The 17451-nt window shown below is 39.8% G+C and carries 12 protein-coding genes; 8 read left to right on the plus strand and 4 right to left on the minus strand.

The features are described 5' to 3' along the window. Positions 1 to 165: 165 nt before the first annotated feature. The 4 genes from priA to hslU all read left to right on the plus strand — a co-directional run bounded on the left by priA (position 166) and on the right by hslU (position 5243). Positions 166 to 2379 carry a primosomal protein N' gene (gene priA / locus QUE72_RS15890; protein WP_286270070.1) on the plus strand — a complete coding sequence of 738 codons (2214 nt, stop codon included), beginning with the start codon at positions 166 to 168 and terminating at the stop codon, positions 2377 to 2379. Positions 2380 to 2497: 118 nt separating this feature from the next. Next, entirely contained in the window at positions 2498 to 3046 is a 549-nt protein-coding gene (locus tag QUE72_RS15895) for an SPOR domain-containing protein (RefSeq protein ID WP_286270072.1), read from the plus strand. A 329-nt stretch (positions 3047 to 3375) separates the two neighbouring features. Continuing rightward, positions 3376 to 3894, plus strand: a complete 519-nt coding sequence (gene hslV, locus QUE72_RS15900; protein WP_074495245.1) for an ATP-dependent protease subunit HslV — start codon at positions 3376 to 3378, stop codon at positions 3892 to 3894. Positions 3895 to 3914: 20 nt separating this feature from the next. Beyond that, a complete protein-coding gene (hslU, locus tag QUE72_RS15905) occupies positions 3915 to 5243 on the plus strand; it encodes an ATP-dependent protease ATPase subunit HslU (protein WP_074495243.1) in 1329 nt (442 codons plus the stop codon). Positions 5244 to 5326: 83 nt separating this feature from the next. Here the strand turns inward: hslU and QUE72_RS15910 are convergent, their stop codons facing one another. Beyond that, positions 5327 to 7180, minus strand: a complete 1854-nt coding sequence (locus QUE72_RS15910) for a methyl-accepting chemotaxis protein (protein ID WP_286270075.1) — start codon at positions 7178 to 7180, stop codon at positions 5327 to 5329. Between the two features lie 99 nt (positions 7181 to 7279). Then, the gene (locus tag QUE72_RS15915; RefSeq protein WP_286270077.1) at positions 7280 to 9283 is read right to left on the minus strand and encodes a putative bifunctional diguanylate cyclase/phosphodiesterase; all 2004 of its coding nucleotides are present in this window, start codon (positions 9281 to 9283) and stop codon (positions 7280 to 7282) included. Between the two features lie 160 nt (positions 9284 to 9443). Here QUE72_RS15915 and rraA point away from each other — a divergent pair, with 160 nt between their 5' ends. After that, positions 9444 to 9929 (plus strand): ribonuclease E activity regulator RraA, encoded by a 486-nt coding sequence (gene rraA / locus QUE72_RS15920; RefSeq protein WP_286270078.1) that lies wholly within the window; start codon positions 9444 to 9446, stop codon positions 9927 to 9929. Positions 9930 to 9950: 21 nt separating this feature from the next. On the opposite strand, the gene QUE72_RS15925 is transcribed toward rraA, so the two are convergent. Then, positions 9951 to 11507, minus strand: coding sequence for an EAL domain-containing protein (locus tag QUE72_RS15925; protein ID WP_286270079.1), 1557 nt, complete (start codon positions 11505 to 11507; stop codon positions 9951 to 9953). A gap of 79 nt (positions 11508 to 11586) precedes the next feature. Continuing rightward, positions 11587 to 12828, minus strand: a complete 1242-nt coding sequence (gene hutI, locus QUE72_RS15930) for an imidazolonepropionase (protein ID WP_286270080.1) — start codon at positions 12826 to 12828, stop codon at positions 11587 to 11589. Between the two features lie 160 nt (positions 12829 to 12988). On the opposite strand from hutI, the gene hutC reads away from it, so the two are divergent. The 3 genes from hutC to hutH are packed head-to-tail and all read left to right on the plus strand — an operon-like array spanning position 12989 to position 16960. Beyond that, a complete protein-coding gene (gene hutC / locus QUE72_RS15935) occupies positions 12989 to 13699 on the plus strand; it encodes a histidine utilization repressor (protein ID WP_074495229.1) in 711 nt (236 codons plus the stop codon). Positions 13700 to 13730: 31 nt separating this feature from the next. Continuing rightward, positions 13731 to 15422 carry a urocanate hydratase gene (gene hutU, locus QUE72_RS15940; RefSeq protein ID WP_217693801.1) on the plus strand — a complete coding sequence of 564 codons (1692 nt, stop codon included), beginning with the start codon at positions 13731 to 13733 and terminating at the stop codon, positions 15420 to 15422. Positions 15423 to 15424: 2 nt separating this feature from the next. Further along, positions 15425 to 16960 (plus strand): histidine ammonia-lyase, encoded by a 1536-nt coding sequence (gene hutH, locus QUE72_RS15945; RefSeq protein ID WP_074495224.1) that lies wholly within the window; start codon positions 15425 to 15427, stop codon positions 16958 to 16960. Positions 16961 to 17451 lie beyond the last annotated feature (491 nt).

Genomic DNA, 17451 nt, shown 5'->3' on the forward strand with positions numbered 1-17451 from the left:
ATACGTGTTAAAAAATAATGGTGGCGAATAGTAATTGATAACTCGTCGGTATTCAAGAAAAATAAGAATGTATTAGTGAAAAAATAACCAAATAATATATCGCTTGGCATCATCACCAATAATAAGCAAAATAGTGTCTCTGATCATTAATAATAGTTTTTCACTTTGTCTGATTGTTTTCTTGTACAAGTTGCGATTCCTGTGCCACTGCGCCAGCAGTTTACTTATTTGGTACCACAAGCTTTACAACACCCTAAAATTTCAGTGGGTGAGCAGGTATTAGTTCCCTTTGGTTCTCGGCAAGTAATCGGCGTAATTATTGGATTACAACCCGATGAAAATATTGCTTTTGATCTTAAAAAACTTAAATCTATTGTATCTCGGGTAAACCCTGAACATGCAATTCCTAATGACTTGATAAAATTATTAACCATCAGTGCTCATTATTATCAACATCCTATTGGTGAAGTATTTCAGCACGCATTACCCGTTTTATTGCGGCAAATATCGCCTTCAATGCCTGAAAAAGAAAGGGTTTGGCGTTCATCAACTAACGATGTTTCTCTGCTATTAGCACAATTAACCAAAAAGCGAGCAATGAAACAAGCGGCGTTATTATTATTAATCGCGAAACATCAAAACATTACTTGGCCCGAATTAAGAACGCTTGGTTATAGCAAACAACAATTAACAGCATTAGAAGAAAAGCAATTTATACATGCCGTTGAGCAAGAGCTAACGAAATTTAACTGGCAAGAAAACAGTATCAATAATTCAGATAAACTGTCGCTATCTACCGAACAGGCCGTAGCTGTTGCTGCAATTTCACAGCATAAAACTGAGTTTCAATGCCACCTTTTACATGGTATTACCGGTAGCGGAAAAACAGAAGTTTACCTTCAAGCAATGGAGCCCATCCTTGCTGAAAACATGCAAGTGCTAGTATTAGTACCCGAAATAGGTTTAACGCCGCAAATGCTTGCTCGTTTTGAACAACGTTTTAATGTGCCGGTTGTGCTACACCACTCAGGGTTGAACGATAAAGAACGGTTTGCAACTTGGCAGCACGCGAAGCAAGGTAACGCAGCCATAATCATAGGTACACGTTCAGCTATTTTTACTCCCTGCAATCAGCTTGGCATGATCATCGTTGATGAAGAACACGACCCCTCGTTTAAACAACAGGATAGTTTTCGTTATCACGGCCGTGACTTAGCCATCATTCGTGCAAGGCAGCAAAATATTCCAATCGTACTAGGCAGTGCTACCCCAAGTTTTGAGTCACTGGCAAATGCTAACCTTAAAAAATATTGTTATCACCAACTCACAAAGCGCCCCGGTAACAGTGTACAAGCAACGCTAAAATTAATTGATGTTAATGGCCAATCAATGGCTAGTGGATTAACGCCTGCAACCGTACAAGCAATTAGTCAAACCATCGCTAAAGATGAGCAAGTATTAGTTTTTATTAATCGTCGTGGCTTTTCACCCGCAATAAATTGTAAAGAATGCCACTGGGTGGCTGACTGTCAACGATGCAATCGTCCTTACACCTTGCATAAATCACAAGGGTTATTAATTTGCCACCATTGTAATAGTCAAAAACGTATTCCTAAACAATGCCCTGATTGTGGCAGTATTCGCATCAACCCTGTTGGACAAGGCACTGAACAAGTTGAACAATGGTTAACAGAACGCTTTAGTGACCATAGTGTGGTACGAATAGACCGTGACAGTACCAGACGTAAAGGAGAACTAAGTAAACGATTAGAACAAGTGGCGACAAAACAACATCATATTCTTATTGGTACTCAAATGCTGGCAAAGGGTCATCATTTTCCTGATGTTACATTAGTGGTTATGCTTGATATTGACGGCGCTTTATTTAGCATTGATTATCGTGCGGCTGAGCATATGGCACAACTACTAGAACAAGTTGCTGGCCGCGCAGGTCGCGCAAGCAAACCTGGCACGGTATACATTCAAACCCAATACCCACAACATCCATTATTACACCAACTGGTGCATCAAGGATATGCTGAGTTTGCCAATACCGGTCTGCAAGAACGTAAATGGGCTAAATTACCGCCTTATAGTTTTCAGGCATTGATTCGCGCCGAAGCTAACACGCCCTATTTACCTGAACAATTTTTACGGCAAATCAGCCAACTATCGCTTGCTTGTAACCTTGCTGGGCCAATGCCAGCCGCGATGGAGAAAAAAGCAGGTAAATATCGTTATCACCTTCTAGTGCAAGCTGACTCACGTAAACGGTTACATCAATCTTTACAAATGATACTTTCTGAAATTGATAGTATTGAAAGTCACAGTAGAGTACGCTGGTCGATTGACGTTGATCCAATAGATTTAAGTTGGTAAACACCGCCTTTAATAACAAAATAAAACTGATTATTTTTCATTATTACTTTGAATTTTGACTTGCTCAGTTACAATAAGCCATTCACGCTTTAAGTTTCAGTTATCATGTAGTAAACCAATGACACATCAAGATTACGTTTCCCGTACCAAAAATAAAAAGAATCCTTATAAAAAGCAACAAGTGCCTGCTCCAAAAGTAGTGACAGCAAAATTAAAGTTGTTAATCGTTGTTGCACTGACATTCGGCATTGGTTTTGGTTATTTATTATGGTCTATTAAAGACATTACGCCTGAAGAAACAACAACAGTAAATAGTAAACCCGCCACTAAAAAGGCCACTACTCTACCTGAGCCGCCAAAAGAAAAATGGGCTTACCCTCAACAGTTACAAGAAAAAGAAGTGGATGCGGGTGAGTATACTGTAGAAGACAGAGGCCCTTGGAAAATGCAATGTGGTTCTTTTAGAACACAGCAACAAGCTGAAAAGATGAAGGCAACCATAGCCTTTGCCGGGTTGTCATCTCATATTAGTGCATCAAGCGGTAGTAATGGCACTTGGCATAAAGTGTACTTAGGTCCATATGATAAAAAACGAGATGCTGAACGCGACAAACATAAATTACGTGGTAACCGCATTAGCACCTGCCAAATTTGGTTATGGCGATAGTTGAACCCAAAGGGCAGCATTTTTTGTCATTGATACATCGTTATTGCTTTTTGATGTGGAATAACAAACCACATATTAATCGCAATACCTTGTCTAAATACCAATAAGCTGCTGCAAAAATAAACGCGAAAGATCAATAGGTCCTAGGCAATTCAGCCAAACAGACTTTTTTCCCTTTTGAACGTGTTGTTTACGCTTAATTGTACGCTTAATCTTGAAAAAACCGTAAGCGCACCCATCTAATCTACAATGTAATTAACTCGCTAATTTATACTCCCGTTATTCAATTAAGGTGAGTATGTTTTAGCAGACACCTGTAGAGGTTTAACGTGACGACTATTGTATCAGTAAGAAGAAACGGTAAAGTTGCCATCGGTGGAGACGGACAAGTTTCTTTAGGTAATACCGTAATGAAAGGCAATGCCAAAAAAGTACGCCGTTTGTATAACAACAAAGTATTAGCCGGTTTTGCTGGTGGTACCGCAGATGCATTTACTTTGTTTGAACGCTTTGAAAGCAAACTAGAAATGCACCAAGGTCATCTAACAAAAGCTGCTGTTGAATTAGCCAAAGACTGGCGTAGCGACCGAGCATTACGTAAGTTAGAAGCATTATTAGCGGTTGCTGATGAAACAGCTTCTTTGATCATTACCGGTAACGGTGATGTTGTTCAACCAGAGCACGATTTAATCGCAATAGGAAGTGGTGGAAACTTTGCGCAATCAGCCGCAACAGCATTACTTGAAAATACCGACCTAACCGCCTCAGAAATTGTTGAAAAATCATTAAAAATCGCTGGTGATATCTGTGTATTCACCAATCATAGTTACACCTTAGACGAACTATAACCAGCGAAAAGGAATCATCTATGTCAAATATGACCCCACGTGAAATTGTACATGAATTAGATAGCCACATTGTTGGTCAAGCAGATGCCAAAAGAGCCGTAGCGATTGCGTTAAGAAATCGTTGGCGTCGTATGCAGTTAAATGATGAGCTACGTCAAGAAGTTACACCCAAAAACATTCTAATGATTGGTCCAACTGGTGTTGGTAAAACAGAAATCGCACGACGTTTAGCTAAATTAGCCAATGCGCCTTTTATCAAAGTTGAAGCAACAAAGTTCACTGAAGTTGGTTACGTAGGTAAAGAAGTAGAAACGATCATTCGCGACCTTGCTGACATGGCATTCAAAATGACCAAAGAGCAAGAAATGGCAAGGGTGAAACACCTTGCAGAAGAACGCGCTGAAGAACGAATACTTGATGTGTTAATACCTAACCCTCGCGATACTTACGGTAATGATGAATCTTCAGAGAATACTGCAACACGACAGGTATTTAGGAAAAAGTTACGTGAAGGCAAGTTAGACGATAAAGAAATTGAATTAGAACTTGCTGCACCACAAATGGGCGTTGAAATTATGGCACCTCCCGGCATGGAAGATATGACTTCACAGCTGCAAAATATGTTTCAGAATTTATCGCCAGAAAAAACCAATAAACGTAAATTAAAAATTAAAGATGCTTTTAAGTCGTTACAAGAAGAAGAAGCAGCTAAAATTGTTGATCAAGAAGACATCAAGGTAAAAGCCCTTGAAGCCGTGGAACAAAACGGTATTGTTTTTGTTGATGAGATAGACAAAATTTGTAAACGCGGTGATAGCTCAGGACCAGATGTGTCACGCGAAGGTGTACAACGTGATTTACTGCCATTAGTTGAGGGTTCTACAGTATCGACAAAGCACGGTATGGTAAAAACTGATCATATTTTGTTTATTGCATCAGGTGCTTTCCAAATGGCAAAGCCTTCTGATTTAATACCAGAATTACAAGGCCGTTTACCTATACGGGTGGAGTTACAAGCGTTAACCACTGAAGATTTTGTCAGAATTTTAACCGAACCGAGTGCCTCATTAACCGAGCAATATACAGCATTGTTAGCCACTGAAGGCGTCGACTTATCATTCAGCGAAGACGGCATTCAAGCGATTGCAAAAGCGGCATGGCAAGTAAATGAAAGCACTGAAAATATTGGCGCGCGTCGTTTACATACCATGTTGGAACGCCTAACAGAAGAGCTGTCATTTTCTGCTAATGACCGTAGTGGCGAAGCCGTTGTTATTGATGAAGCTTACGTAAACAAAACATTGAATAATGTCATACAGGATGAAGATTTAAGTCGCTTTATTTTATAACTCATATTTCATAAATGACAAAAGCCATCGAAATATTTCGATGGCTTTTTCGTCTATGCGATTAAAATAAAGTGAAAAACCAATTACACACTAAACTGATTAACTTCTTTATCAAGTACTTGCGCTTGTTGTGATACCTCTTCACTCATTTGTGCATTTTGGATAGCCGCTTGACCAGCCTCTTCTGCAACATCGCGGATCATAACAACGTGCTCATTAACTTCTTGAGCAACAGTGCTTTGTTGCTGAATAGCACTTGCAATGGCTGTATTCATATCCATAATCGTTGAAACATCTTGAGTAATCTCTACTAGCATTTTACCCGCTGATGCTGCTTGTTCCGCACTTTCTTGTCCTTGCGTTCTACATGCAGCCATATGAGTTACAATATCTTTTGTACGCATTTGCAGCGAGTTTATTATTGTTTCAATTTCTTGTGTTGAATCTTGCGTGCGACTCGCTAACGTTCTTACTTCATCAGCTACTACTGCAAAGCCTCTCCCTTGTTCGCCTGCGCGAGCGGCCTCGATAGCTGCATTTAACGCGAGTAAGTTTGTTTGCTCAGCAATGCCACGAATAACATCTAATACCGAACCTATCGTATCACTGTCTTTGGCTAGTTCTTTGACGACATTTTCTGACTCTAATAATGTATCAGATAAATGATCTATTTGACCTATGGTCGAATCGACACCTGTTTTTCCGGCTTGAGCATTTTCGTGAGTAGTTTCGGCTTTGTCAGCGGCCTCATGAGTATTTTTTGCGATCTCTTCCACTGTTGCAACCATTTCTGTTACCGCAGTTGCCACTAAGTCCGTTTGTTGTACTTGCGTATCAACACCTTCATTCGCCCGATGAATATTTTCAGACAAACTACGAGTTGCCGTATTAACAGTACTAACAGAGTGATTCACTTCTACTATTAAATTTCTGAAACTGGCGATCATAGTGTTGAATACCCGAGCAACTTCTGAAAGTTCATCTTTATCTTTGGTTTCTACAATAATGGAAAGATCTTTCGTTTCAGCAACACGGTTCATGGTATTTTTCAGATTGTTTACACCATCTAAAATAGACTTACTCATGTAATATGTGAAAGCAACCGCAATAAGGAGAACAAAAGAAAAAACAGCCACCGCCACTTTACCCACAAAATCAGTATGTTGATCTACCAATGCTTTACTGGTATTGAGTAATGATAATAAGTTTTCATCTACTTGATGAACGGCTGCGCGCATTTTGCCTAACAAGCCTAAATCTGCTTTAAAACCTAATTCACGCTGAGCATCAGTTAACGCCTTAAAAGAAATTTGGTATACCGCTAAACTATCAATAATTTGCTGCTTTGTATTTTCAGCTAAATCGCTACTATTAACATAATTGGTGAACTTTTGTGCATTATTGTTCCATCGCGTTACATATTTATCGTCTAAACGTAGCATAAAGTCTTTTTCATTCCGACGAAGTTGCAACATCACGCTTAACATTTGATGATCTTTATCACCGATAAGTGACTCAACATTATGAACCGCAGCGCGCAACTTACCATACAATCCATCTTTCGGATTAAGCCCTATACGTTGCTGAGCCTCAAGCATATTGGTGAAATGTTGTTCATAATCCGCCATAACACGGCGCATACTACCAATTTCAGGCGGGTTCTCTTCTATTAAAGACTGTTCGAGCTGATTAATATCACTCACGAGTTTCTGATAAGTATTTTCAAATTTTTCTTTATATTTTAAATCTTTACGGGCAAGAAAATCCTTCTCATGGCGTCGTAGTTGTAAAACGGATACCTCAATATTTCCGATAGTTCTGGCAACTGTTATATCTTTTTCTAAAGATGACTCGGTATACGAAATTAACAGCAGCATAAAAACCATTGCTAAGCCAAGTATTGTGGTATTGGCGATTAGCTTATGTTTGATCAACATATATACAACCCTTTATTGGTAAAACTTGTTCAAGGTAAGTATAGACCCTATCGGCAAAAGAGAGAAAAATGTAAGTGCTTTTTATAATTATGTACAATTTTATTCGCGACGAGAAAATTGACTGACTAGTTTTTCTTCTGTCAACGGACGATTGATATAAAAGCCTTGCACTGCATCACAGCCAAGTTTTCTTAAGAGTGCAAGTTGATCTTGATTCTCAACCCCTTCTGCCAATACACGTTTACCTAAACCATGAGACAATTTGATCATCGACTTAACAATAGTTAAGTCAGAGTCATTGCGAGCGAAATCGGTAATAAAGCTACGATCTATTTTTATTTTGTCTATCGGCAGATCACGCAAATAAGACAAAGAGGAATAACCTGTACCAAAGTCATCAATAGAAACTTTAATCCCCATATTTTGCAGCGTGACAATGGTATCCATCGCAGACTCTATATCTGTGATCACAACATTTTCAGTGATTTCTAACTCAAGATACTTTGAAGGAACCTGATATTTAACCAGCAACCCTTGTATTTTTGATACTAAGGCAGGGTCTTGGAACTCAGCCGCACTAACATTAACAGCAATGGTTAAACGTCGTTTAAAGCTTTGATACCAGTTAGCTAGTTTTTGACAAGCAAGCTCTAACACATAACCATCGAGTACACTATTCAGGCCAAGAGCCTCAAAATCTGGCAAAAAGCTATCGGGCTGCAATAACCCCTTTTCAGGATGTTGCCAACGTACGAGCGCTTCCACGCCTTCAATGCGGTTAGAAACTAAATTTAATTGTGGTTGAAAATACAATACAAACTGTTTTCGCTGTATTCCTAATCTAATCGCTTTCTCTGCCGCAGGTAAATGGCTACCATCTGCTTGCATACCAGCAGAATAGCGTAAGCTTGGAATATTTTTATTTTCTGCGCGAAACAGCGCTAAATTGGCTTTATGCAATAAGTTTTCTGCTTCATCGCCGTCACTAGGCGCTAAGCAGTAGCCAACACTCGCTTGAAGGTGTATTTCTTGGTTGTTAACACGATAAGCGCGAGAGATCACATCATGTAAATGTTGAGCCGCTTTTTCTAGTTGCCCTTCATCACCTATTTCAATCGCAAAAACAAAAGAGTCACCACTGATTCGACCAATCACTTGCGGTAATAACACACTTTGTTTTAAGCGCTTAGCAACCTTACCAAGCACTAAATCTCCTATTTTCAAACCGTAGGTATCATTAATAAATTTAAACCTTTTTAAATCAATTAAATAAATTGCTAGTTTGAGATTTTTATCGGTTGCTGTTGATATGGCTAATGGAATGTTTTCAATCACTTGTTCACGATTTAATGCACCAGTAAGCAAATCGTGTTTACCCATATATTTAGCACGATTTATCGCTACTTCCGCAGCACTTCTCTCAGCACCTTGCATCCATATCATCAAATTAACACCCAATAGGGTATAACAAGCAAAATCAAAATAACGAAAAATAAGTTCTATCTGAGCGAAATTATTTTCACGCAGCATCACCACAGTCAAAAATGAACAAATCAGATAACGGGCGCTAAACAGTAAGCAAATAACAACCATCACCTTCGCAGCTAAAAAACGTTTTTGACTATTCATCAATAAAATAGCAACAGCGAGAAACACCCCAGATAAAATGAAATCTAATAAGCTTATCCGTATATAAAAACGATTAAATGCAGCGTTTACGTCAAAAGCAAAAACAAAAGATGTCGCTAAAGAAAACGTAAGCACCAAACCGAGTAACCAACATTGATGCTTAAAAATAATAGGAGACTTCTTGAGTGCGGCTAAAAACCCTAAGATAAAAAATAACGCGAATGTGTAAGCGCCAATTTGCGTAATAAACGCTATGATAACTTTAAGCCACGCTGTATCTGCAATATGTGGCGTGAAATTTTGACATGCTAGTGCTAGGTATTTTACCGCTAACCCCGTAAAAGCAAGCCCCCAATATTTCACAAAACCTTTATCAACATCCTTAAAATATTCATAAAGAAAAAATGCCAGCACGAATGAAGTACACATTTGAAACGTGTACAAAAAGCCTACCGTATATGTGCTCTCTGGCATCACTACACTATTACCTAATTTGTCTTTACTTTGAATTAACGCATTAAATCGACTTTTACATTTGATTACAAGTGCAATTTCTGTTGTCGACTTGTTAAGTGTCGTAAGCCCTGTATACTAAACGCTAACGTAAGATCATTAACCACAAAAGGACTCACCCGTGGAATACAACACCTCAGAATTATGTAATTTGTATGCCGATGTAATTGACGTAGTAGAACCTCTATTTTGTAATTACGGTGGTAGAAGTTCTTTTGGAGGTCAAGTAGTTACAGTTAAGTGTTTTGAAACAAATGGCTTAATTTCACAGATGGTTGAAACGGATGGCACCGGCAAAGTATTAGTGATTGATGGTGGCGGCTCCACACGACGTGCACTGATCGATGGCTATATCGCTGAAGCTGCTGCAAAAAACAACTGGGAAGGTATTGTGTGTTTTGGTAGTGTCAGAGATGTCGACTTATTAGAAGATATCGACTTAGGTATTCAAGGTTTAGTTGCAATACCTGTCGGTGCAAGCGACGAAGCGCATGGCGAAACAGATCTTCCAATCAATTTTGGCAGTGTTACATTTTTACCCGATGATCATATATATGCCGACAATACCGGTATCATTTTATCGCCTGAACCTCTGGATATAGAGTAATGTCAATTTAATTGATACTAACTAACCCAGCTGTTTGGCTTTGTTTTGCCAGCTAACACACCAATCTATAATTTGTTCTTTTTGTAAACCAGGGTGAATAATGTTTCCTTGAGCGGTATCTCCACCAATAGCGACAAAATTTTCTTTCAATGATAATTTATCGATACCTTTCCCTACTACTGAAATGTCCATTTTCCTGATCAAATTTATCAACGCATTCACTATCGTTTTATCAACCCGATAACCTGCTATATCATCAATATGACTGCAATCAATTTTCACTTGATAAACTGATGCTCGACGCAAATACTTTAACGCTTCATAGCTGCCTGAAAATTCATCTACTGAAATGTTAGCACCGAGCGCCTTTAATTGATCTATCATCATGCGCGCTCTGTAGGCATTACTCAGTAATACCTTTTCGTGTAACTCGACAATAAGCTGGTTTAACGGTATGTCATTTTGTTCTGCTTGCAGTGCAATAAAGTCAGCAAGTTCAGTTTCTAATAACGCACCACTACTTAAGTTCACCGAAACCGTCGCCGTTATACCATTCGCTTTGGTTAATGCGAGGATTTCAAAGGCATCGCTAAATAACATTTTAGTCAATGGATATAATACGTTGCTATATGATGCTAATTGTTCAAACTCTGCTTGTGATAACTTTTCATCAACATGTTTACGCCAATCAAGTTTCATCTCAAAACCGATGATTTTATCTTGAATGAAAGATACTTGTGGCTGAATAAGTGATGTTAACTCACCTCGTTGATGACATTGGCGTAATTTTTCCATAAGAGCAAGTTGACGTTTGCTATGTATAGCATGACTCGTTTCATAATAGCGGAACGTTTCCCCCGTGCGTTCAGCAAGTGATAGTGCATCGCACGCATCTGTCATCATACTTGAGGCATGATGCTGCGAGTTGCCAGAACAAATACCTAGCATTAATTCAAAATTTAACGAGCAACTTTTCACACTTATCGCTTTAGGCACAATATTAATTAATGTTTGACATAAATCTTCAAGAACTATTTTTTCAGGATGTTGAAAAGCACTTTTATCAACAAGCACAGCAAATTCTAACCCTTGTAAACGACACAATTTTATTTGCTCATTTTGATCATTCCCCAAATTGATTAATAACGCTTTATCTTGCAAACCTTGCTGCATTTTATAAGCAAATTGAAGCAGTATTAGATCAGAGTTTTGGTGGCCAAGCACATCATTCACTTGATCAAAATTTACCGGTTTAAAAACGATAACCGCGATATTATTTGCGCCTTTTTCTTTTATTACGTTTTTAAGCACTGTTAAGCCACGCTGCATTACAGGTAAATTCGTGACCGCATCTCGAGCAAAAGTCTGTGTAGTAGCTAAGTGTTTTGTTTGACGAATTTGACGCCTTTTGCCGTAGGCTATGAGTTGCATTAACAATAATGCGAGTAGTGCTCCGACGACTAAAGCAATAATAAGATGAAAAAACTGGAAAGTAGCAACGAACAAACTGTCTGCTGCAAAGGCATAAGGCGCTAAAATAAGCATCATTAACAGCAAAATAAAACGATTAGCAATCATCACCATAGACACCTTTCAACAGCAAGCCGGAGCAAAAGTAAGCTTAACAATACTAATCGTTGTATTATTAGTACGCAAATTAGCGAGAAAGAACAGTATTCCCCGCTTTTACAAGTAATGTCAAAGGGTTTACACCATATTGATAACAAAGCTCTGCAGGTTGCTGAATATTCCACATCGCTATATCCGCATCATAGCCAACTTCAAGCTTCCCCTTCGAGTCAGCAATGCCAAGCGCATTTGCACCATTGCATGTCACTCCAGCAAGCGCTTCACTTGGTGTTAAACGAAACAATGTACAAGCCATATGTAACATTAATTGCAGAGAATTTATGGGTGATGAGCCTGGATTTTCGTCCGTCGCTATTGCCATAGGCACATTATATTTACGCAGTAAATCTATCGGTGGTTGTTGAGTTTCTCTTAAAAAATAAAATGCCCCCGGCAATAACACGGCGGTCATTCCACTTTCCTTCATGGCTTTGATGCCCTGCTCGTCTAAGTATTCAATATGATCAGCTGATAACGCATGAAAACTTGCCGCTAATTCAGTGCCACCTAAATTCGAAAGCTGTTCTGCATGTATTTTTACGGGTAAATTCGCCTGTTTAGCAGCCTGAAAAACCTTTTCAGTTTGCACTTTAGAAAAACCAATATGTTCACAAAACACATCCACAGCATCAGCGAGCTTTTCTTGTGAAACTTTCGGCAGCATCTCTTTGCAAACAAGTTCAACATATTCATCAGGCATGTTTTTATATTCAACAGGTAACGCATGAGCGCCAAGAAACGTGCGTTTTACGGTAACAGGTAAATGCTTCGCAAGCGCTGTAGCCACCCTTAGCATTTTTATTTCATTTTCAGTATCTAAACCATAACCCGATTTGATTTCGACGGTGGTGACACCTTCGTTATGTAGTGCTTTTAGTCGGGGTAATGCACTATTAAGCAATTGTTCTTCAGAAGCTATTCTTGTTGCAGATACGGTAGAAACAATACCACCGCCAGCATTAGCAATTTGTTCATAACTCGCACCTTGTAAGCGCATTTCAAATTCATTGGCACGGTTTCCGCCGTAAACCAAGTGAGTATGACAGTCTATTAACCCTGGCGTTAACCATTGATCATGGCCATCGATGACATCTACATTATTGACGTCATAAGCAGGTAAGCTTTCCATCGTACCAAGCCATGCAATTTTCCCTTGTGCGATCGCCAAAGCTGCATTTTTTATTTCGCCATAGTTTTCGCCACCTTGTGACATCGTGGCAATATTTACATGGATAAAAAGGGTTTGCCAACTCGCAACATTAAAGCTCATAACATTCTCAACAATACATTTTTAATTGTCGCAACTCTAACGAATAAACAAAGACATTGCAAACTTGTATATACAACTATTGACCCATTCAATAAAACATGAGATTGTATATACAAGATATAGTTCTACTATTAATTTACAGTGTTTAGGTGAAGCCATCATGAGTCAAGCAAAAGCCGCTAAGTTTACCGTCATAAAAGAGCATATCTGCCAAAATATTGAATCAGGTGTTTGGCAGCAACATAGCAAAGTTCCTTCAGAAAATGAACTTGCTGAGCAATTTTCAGTGAGTCGTATGACCGCAAGAAGAGCTTTACAAGAACTAACGGAACAAGGTTTGTTAGTACGTACTCAAGGTGCGGGTACTTTTGTTGCTACATTTAAATCACAATCATCTGTGTTAGAAATTCGGAATATCGCTGATGAAATAGGCGAACGTGGACACGAACATCAGGCAATGCAACTTCAATTAACCACCGTTGATGTAACCGAAGAACTTGCAATACTGCTAGGCATGAAACAAGGAGAACGTGCATTCTACTCTGAAGTGTTACATCTTGAAAATAAACAACCTATTCAACTCGAACAACGGTTTGTTAACCCACGATTAGTGCCTGAATACTTATTGCAAGACTTCGCTAACATTACACCACATGAATATTTATCAAATGAAGCGCCTTTAACAGAGGCAACACACGAAATAGAAGCAGTACTTGCTGCACCAGAAAACTGCACATTACTCGAAATAGCACCAAGCACCCCTTGCTTACAAGTAAAGCGTCGTACTTGGTCAAGTCAAGGCGTAGTGAGCTTAGCAACATTAACGGCACCTGGTGATAAATATCGCCTTGGCAGCCATTTAACTTTTTAACGCACTCAATCGTTTGGAAAAAACCATGACTATCGACAATAGATTAGATACTACTCGAAAAATTCGTGCTGCACGTGGCAGTGAAATAACCGCAAAAAGCTGGTTAACTGAAGCAGCAAAACGCATGCTAATGAATAACTTAGATGATGAAGTTGCCGAACATCCACAATCATTAGTTGTGTATGGTGGAATTGGCCGCGCTGCTCGTGATTGGCAATGTTATGACAAAATTGTAGAAACGTTAGACCGCCTTGAAGATGATGAAACCTTACTGGTGCAATCTGGCAAACCAGTCGGTGTTTTTCGCACCCATGCTGATGCACCTAGAGTGCTTATTGCAAACTCGAATCTTGTACCTAATTGGGGCAATTGGGAGCACTTCAATGAGTTAGATAAACAAGGCTTGATGATGTATGGCCAGATGACCGCTGGTTCATGGATTTACATCGGCTCTCAAGGGATTGTTCAAGGAACCTATGAAACCTTTGTTGCGATGGCTAAACAGCACTTTAATGGTGATGCAACCGGGAAATGGGTATTAACTGGTGGTTTAGGTGGCATGGGTGGTGCACAACCGCTTGCTGCAACCATGGCTGGTTTTTCCGCGCTTGTTGTTGAATGTGATGAATCACGCATCGACTTCCGCTTGAATACTCGATATGTTGATGTAAAAGCAACAGACTTAGATGAAGCATTGTCGATCATCAATAACGCTTGTGCAAAAGGCGAAGCAATCTCAGTAGGCTTAGTTGGTAATGCAGCAGACGTTTATCCTGAATTAGTTAAACGTGGCATTACCCCTGATGTTGTCACCGATCAAACATCTGCTCATGACCCACTAAATGGCTATCTTCCACAAGGTTGGAGCATGGAATATGCCGCTGAAATGCGTCAAAAAGATGAAGCAGCCGTTGTAAAAGCGGCGAAATTATCGATGGCCGTTCAAGTACAAGCAATGTTAGCCATGCAATCTGCAGGCGCTGCGACTACCGATTACGGAAACAACATTCGTCAAATGGCACTTGAGGAAGGCGTCAAGAATGCCTTTGATTTTCCTGGTTTTGTACCTGCCTATATACGACCTTTATTCTGTGAAGGTATTGGCCCATTCCGTTGGGTTGCATTATCTGGTGATCCTGAAGATATTTACAAAACAGATCAAAAAGTAAAAGAATTAATTCCCAATGACCCTCATTTACATAACTGGTTGGATATGGCGCGAGAGCGTATTGCTTTTCAAGGTTTGCCCGCTAGGATCTGCTGGGTTGGTTTGAAAGATCGCGCTCGTCTTGCTGTTGCTTTCAATGAAATGGTAAAAAATGGTGAACTTAAAGCCCCTGTTGTTATTGGTCGAGATCACTTAGATTCAGGCTCTGTTGCATCTCCAAATCGTGAAACAGAGAGTATGATGGACGGTTCAGATGCCGTTTCAGACTGGCCATTATTAAACGCATTATTATCCACTTCGGGGGGCGCTACTTGGGTAAGTTTACATCATGGTGGTGGTGTAGGCATGGGCTTTAGCCAACATGCTGGTGTTGTTATCGTTGCTGACGGTACAGACGCAGCAGAAAAACGTATCGCTCGTGTTTTATGGAATGATCCTGGTACCGGTGTCATGCGTCATGCTGACGCTGGCTATGACATTGCGATAAATTGTGCAAAAGAACAAGGCCTAGATCTACCCATGGTTGATGGCGCAAACGGTAAGAGAGGAGCTTAATCATGAATCAATTAACCATAGTGCCAGGTCAGCTAACATTAACAGCACTACGTGCAGTAAGCCGTTATGATGGTATTGAGTATGCATTAGACGAAAGTGCCTTTGACAACATCAATAAAAGTGCCGCGGCAGTACAAGAAGTTATAGAGAAAAATCAAGTCGTATACGGTATCAACACTGGCTTTGGCTTGTTAGCAAATACCCGCATCAAAAAAGATGAGTTAGAACTTTTACAACGTTCTATTGTTTTATCTCATTCTGCCGGTTTTGGCGAATACATGGAAGATGCTACTGTTCGTTTAATGATGGTCTTGAAAATTAATTCATTAGCTCGTGGCTTTTCAGGCATTAGACTAGAGGTGATTCAAGCGTTAATTACATTACTCAATGCTGAGGTTTACCCGTGTGTACCTAAGAAGGGTTCTGTTGGTGCCTCTGGAGACCTGGCACCATTGTCTCACATGGTGCTACCTTTATTAGGTGAAGGAGAAATGTCTTATCAAGATCAAGTAATTTCAGCTAAAGAAGGATTAGAAATTGCTGGTTTACAACCTATTACACTTGCAGCTAAAGAAGGTTTAGCGCTATTAAATGGCACACAAGCATCGACTACATTTGCTTTGGAAGGGTTATTTTTAGCGGAAGATTTATATGCTGCGGGTATAACGATTGGTTCAATGACCGTAGAAGCTGCACTGGGCTCTCGCGCCCCATTTGACGATAGAGTACATCAAGTGCGTGGGCAGCAAGGACAAATTGATGCGGCAACTGCATATCGTCACGTGTTAGGTGATGACTCTCAAATTGGTCAATCTCACTTTGAATGTGAAAAAGTGCAAGACCCATACTCTCTACGCTGCCAGCCACAGGTCATGGGCGCTTGTTTAACACAAATTCGCCAAGCTGCAGACGTATTGTTGGTGGAAGCAAATGGGGTGACTGACAACCCGCTAGTATTTGCTAATGAAGGTGACTTTATTTCTGCTGGCAACTTCCACGCAGAACCTGTTGCAATGGCAGCAGATAACTTAGCACTCGCTATTGCAGAAATTGGTTCGCTATCTGAACGCAGAATGGCATTATTAATTGATGCAAACTTAAGTAAGTTACCACCATTTTTAGTCGAAAATGGCGGGGTTAATTCTGGCTTTATGATCGCACAAGTTACCTCAGCGGCGCTTGCATCGGAAAACAAGTCACTTGCCCACCCGGCATCTGTTGATAGTTTGCCAACCTCTGCTAATCAAGAAGATCATGTATCAATGGCAGCTTTTGCCGGACGTCGACTTACAGATATGGCAGAAAACACCAATGGTGTGCTTGCCGTTGAGTATCTTGCTGCCGCACAAGGCCTTGACTTTAGAGCACCACTGAAAAGCTCAACTGTTATCGAGCAAGCTAAAGCTATTTTACGTGAGTATGTCGCTTATTATGATAAAGACCGTTATTTTGCTCCGGATATTGCTGAAGCATCCGGTATTATTGCTGAAGCAGATTTAAACTCACTTATCCCTCAAGGGATGCTACCCAGCTTTTAAGTTGCTTTAAATAAAATGCAAAAACAAAAGCCGACAAATTGTCGGCTTTTTGGTATGAGTTGCAAACAATTTGTTGTAACCGACTATCACTTGTGTTCGCCCCTATTTTACGGTCGGTGTAACGTATATTCATAAACACTTGATATAGTGACACTTCGTTATCTTAGCTAAAAAAACAATAACGTTTAAATTACACTAGTGAAACATTTTTTTTACGTTATACTAGGGTTAATACCAATTCGCATAAATATTCGGTCATTCAGCGAGAATTAAACGCTTTAGAGGCACGGCGTTGATTGCAGAGAGTGGTTATTCCCTTTTCAAAATCAACAACACAGGCTATGAAGCGTTTAAACTCGCCCTTTGGGAGCGTATTAGAGGCGCGATAATTGCGCAAAACGTGTTTGATGTAGAACAACTATACCTGCACACGTTTCGCTTATTCTCCCACCTCTGACATCGCTCTAAACTGACTTAATCTTTATGCGAAT

Source organism: Thalassotalea hakodatensis (genome assembly GCF_030295995.1).
Taxonomy (GTDB): domain Bacteria; phylum Pseudomonadota; class Gammaproteobacteria; order Enterobacterales; family Alteromonadaceae; genus Thalassotalea_C; species Thalassotalea_C hakodatensis.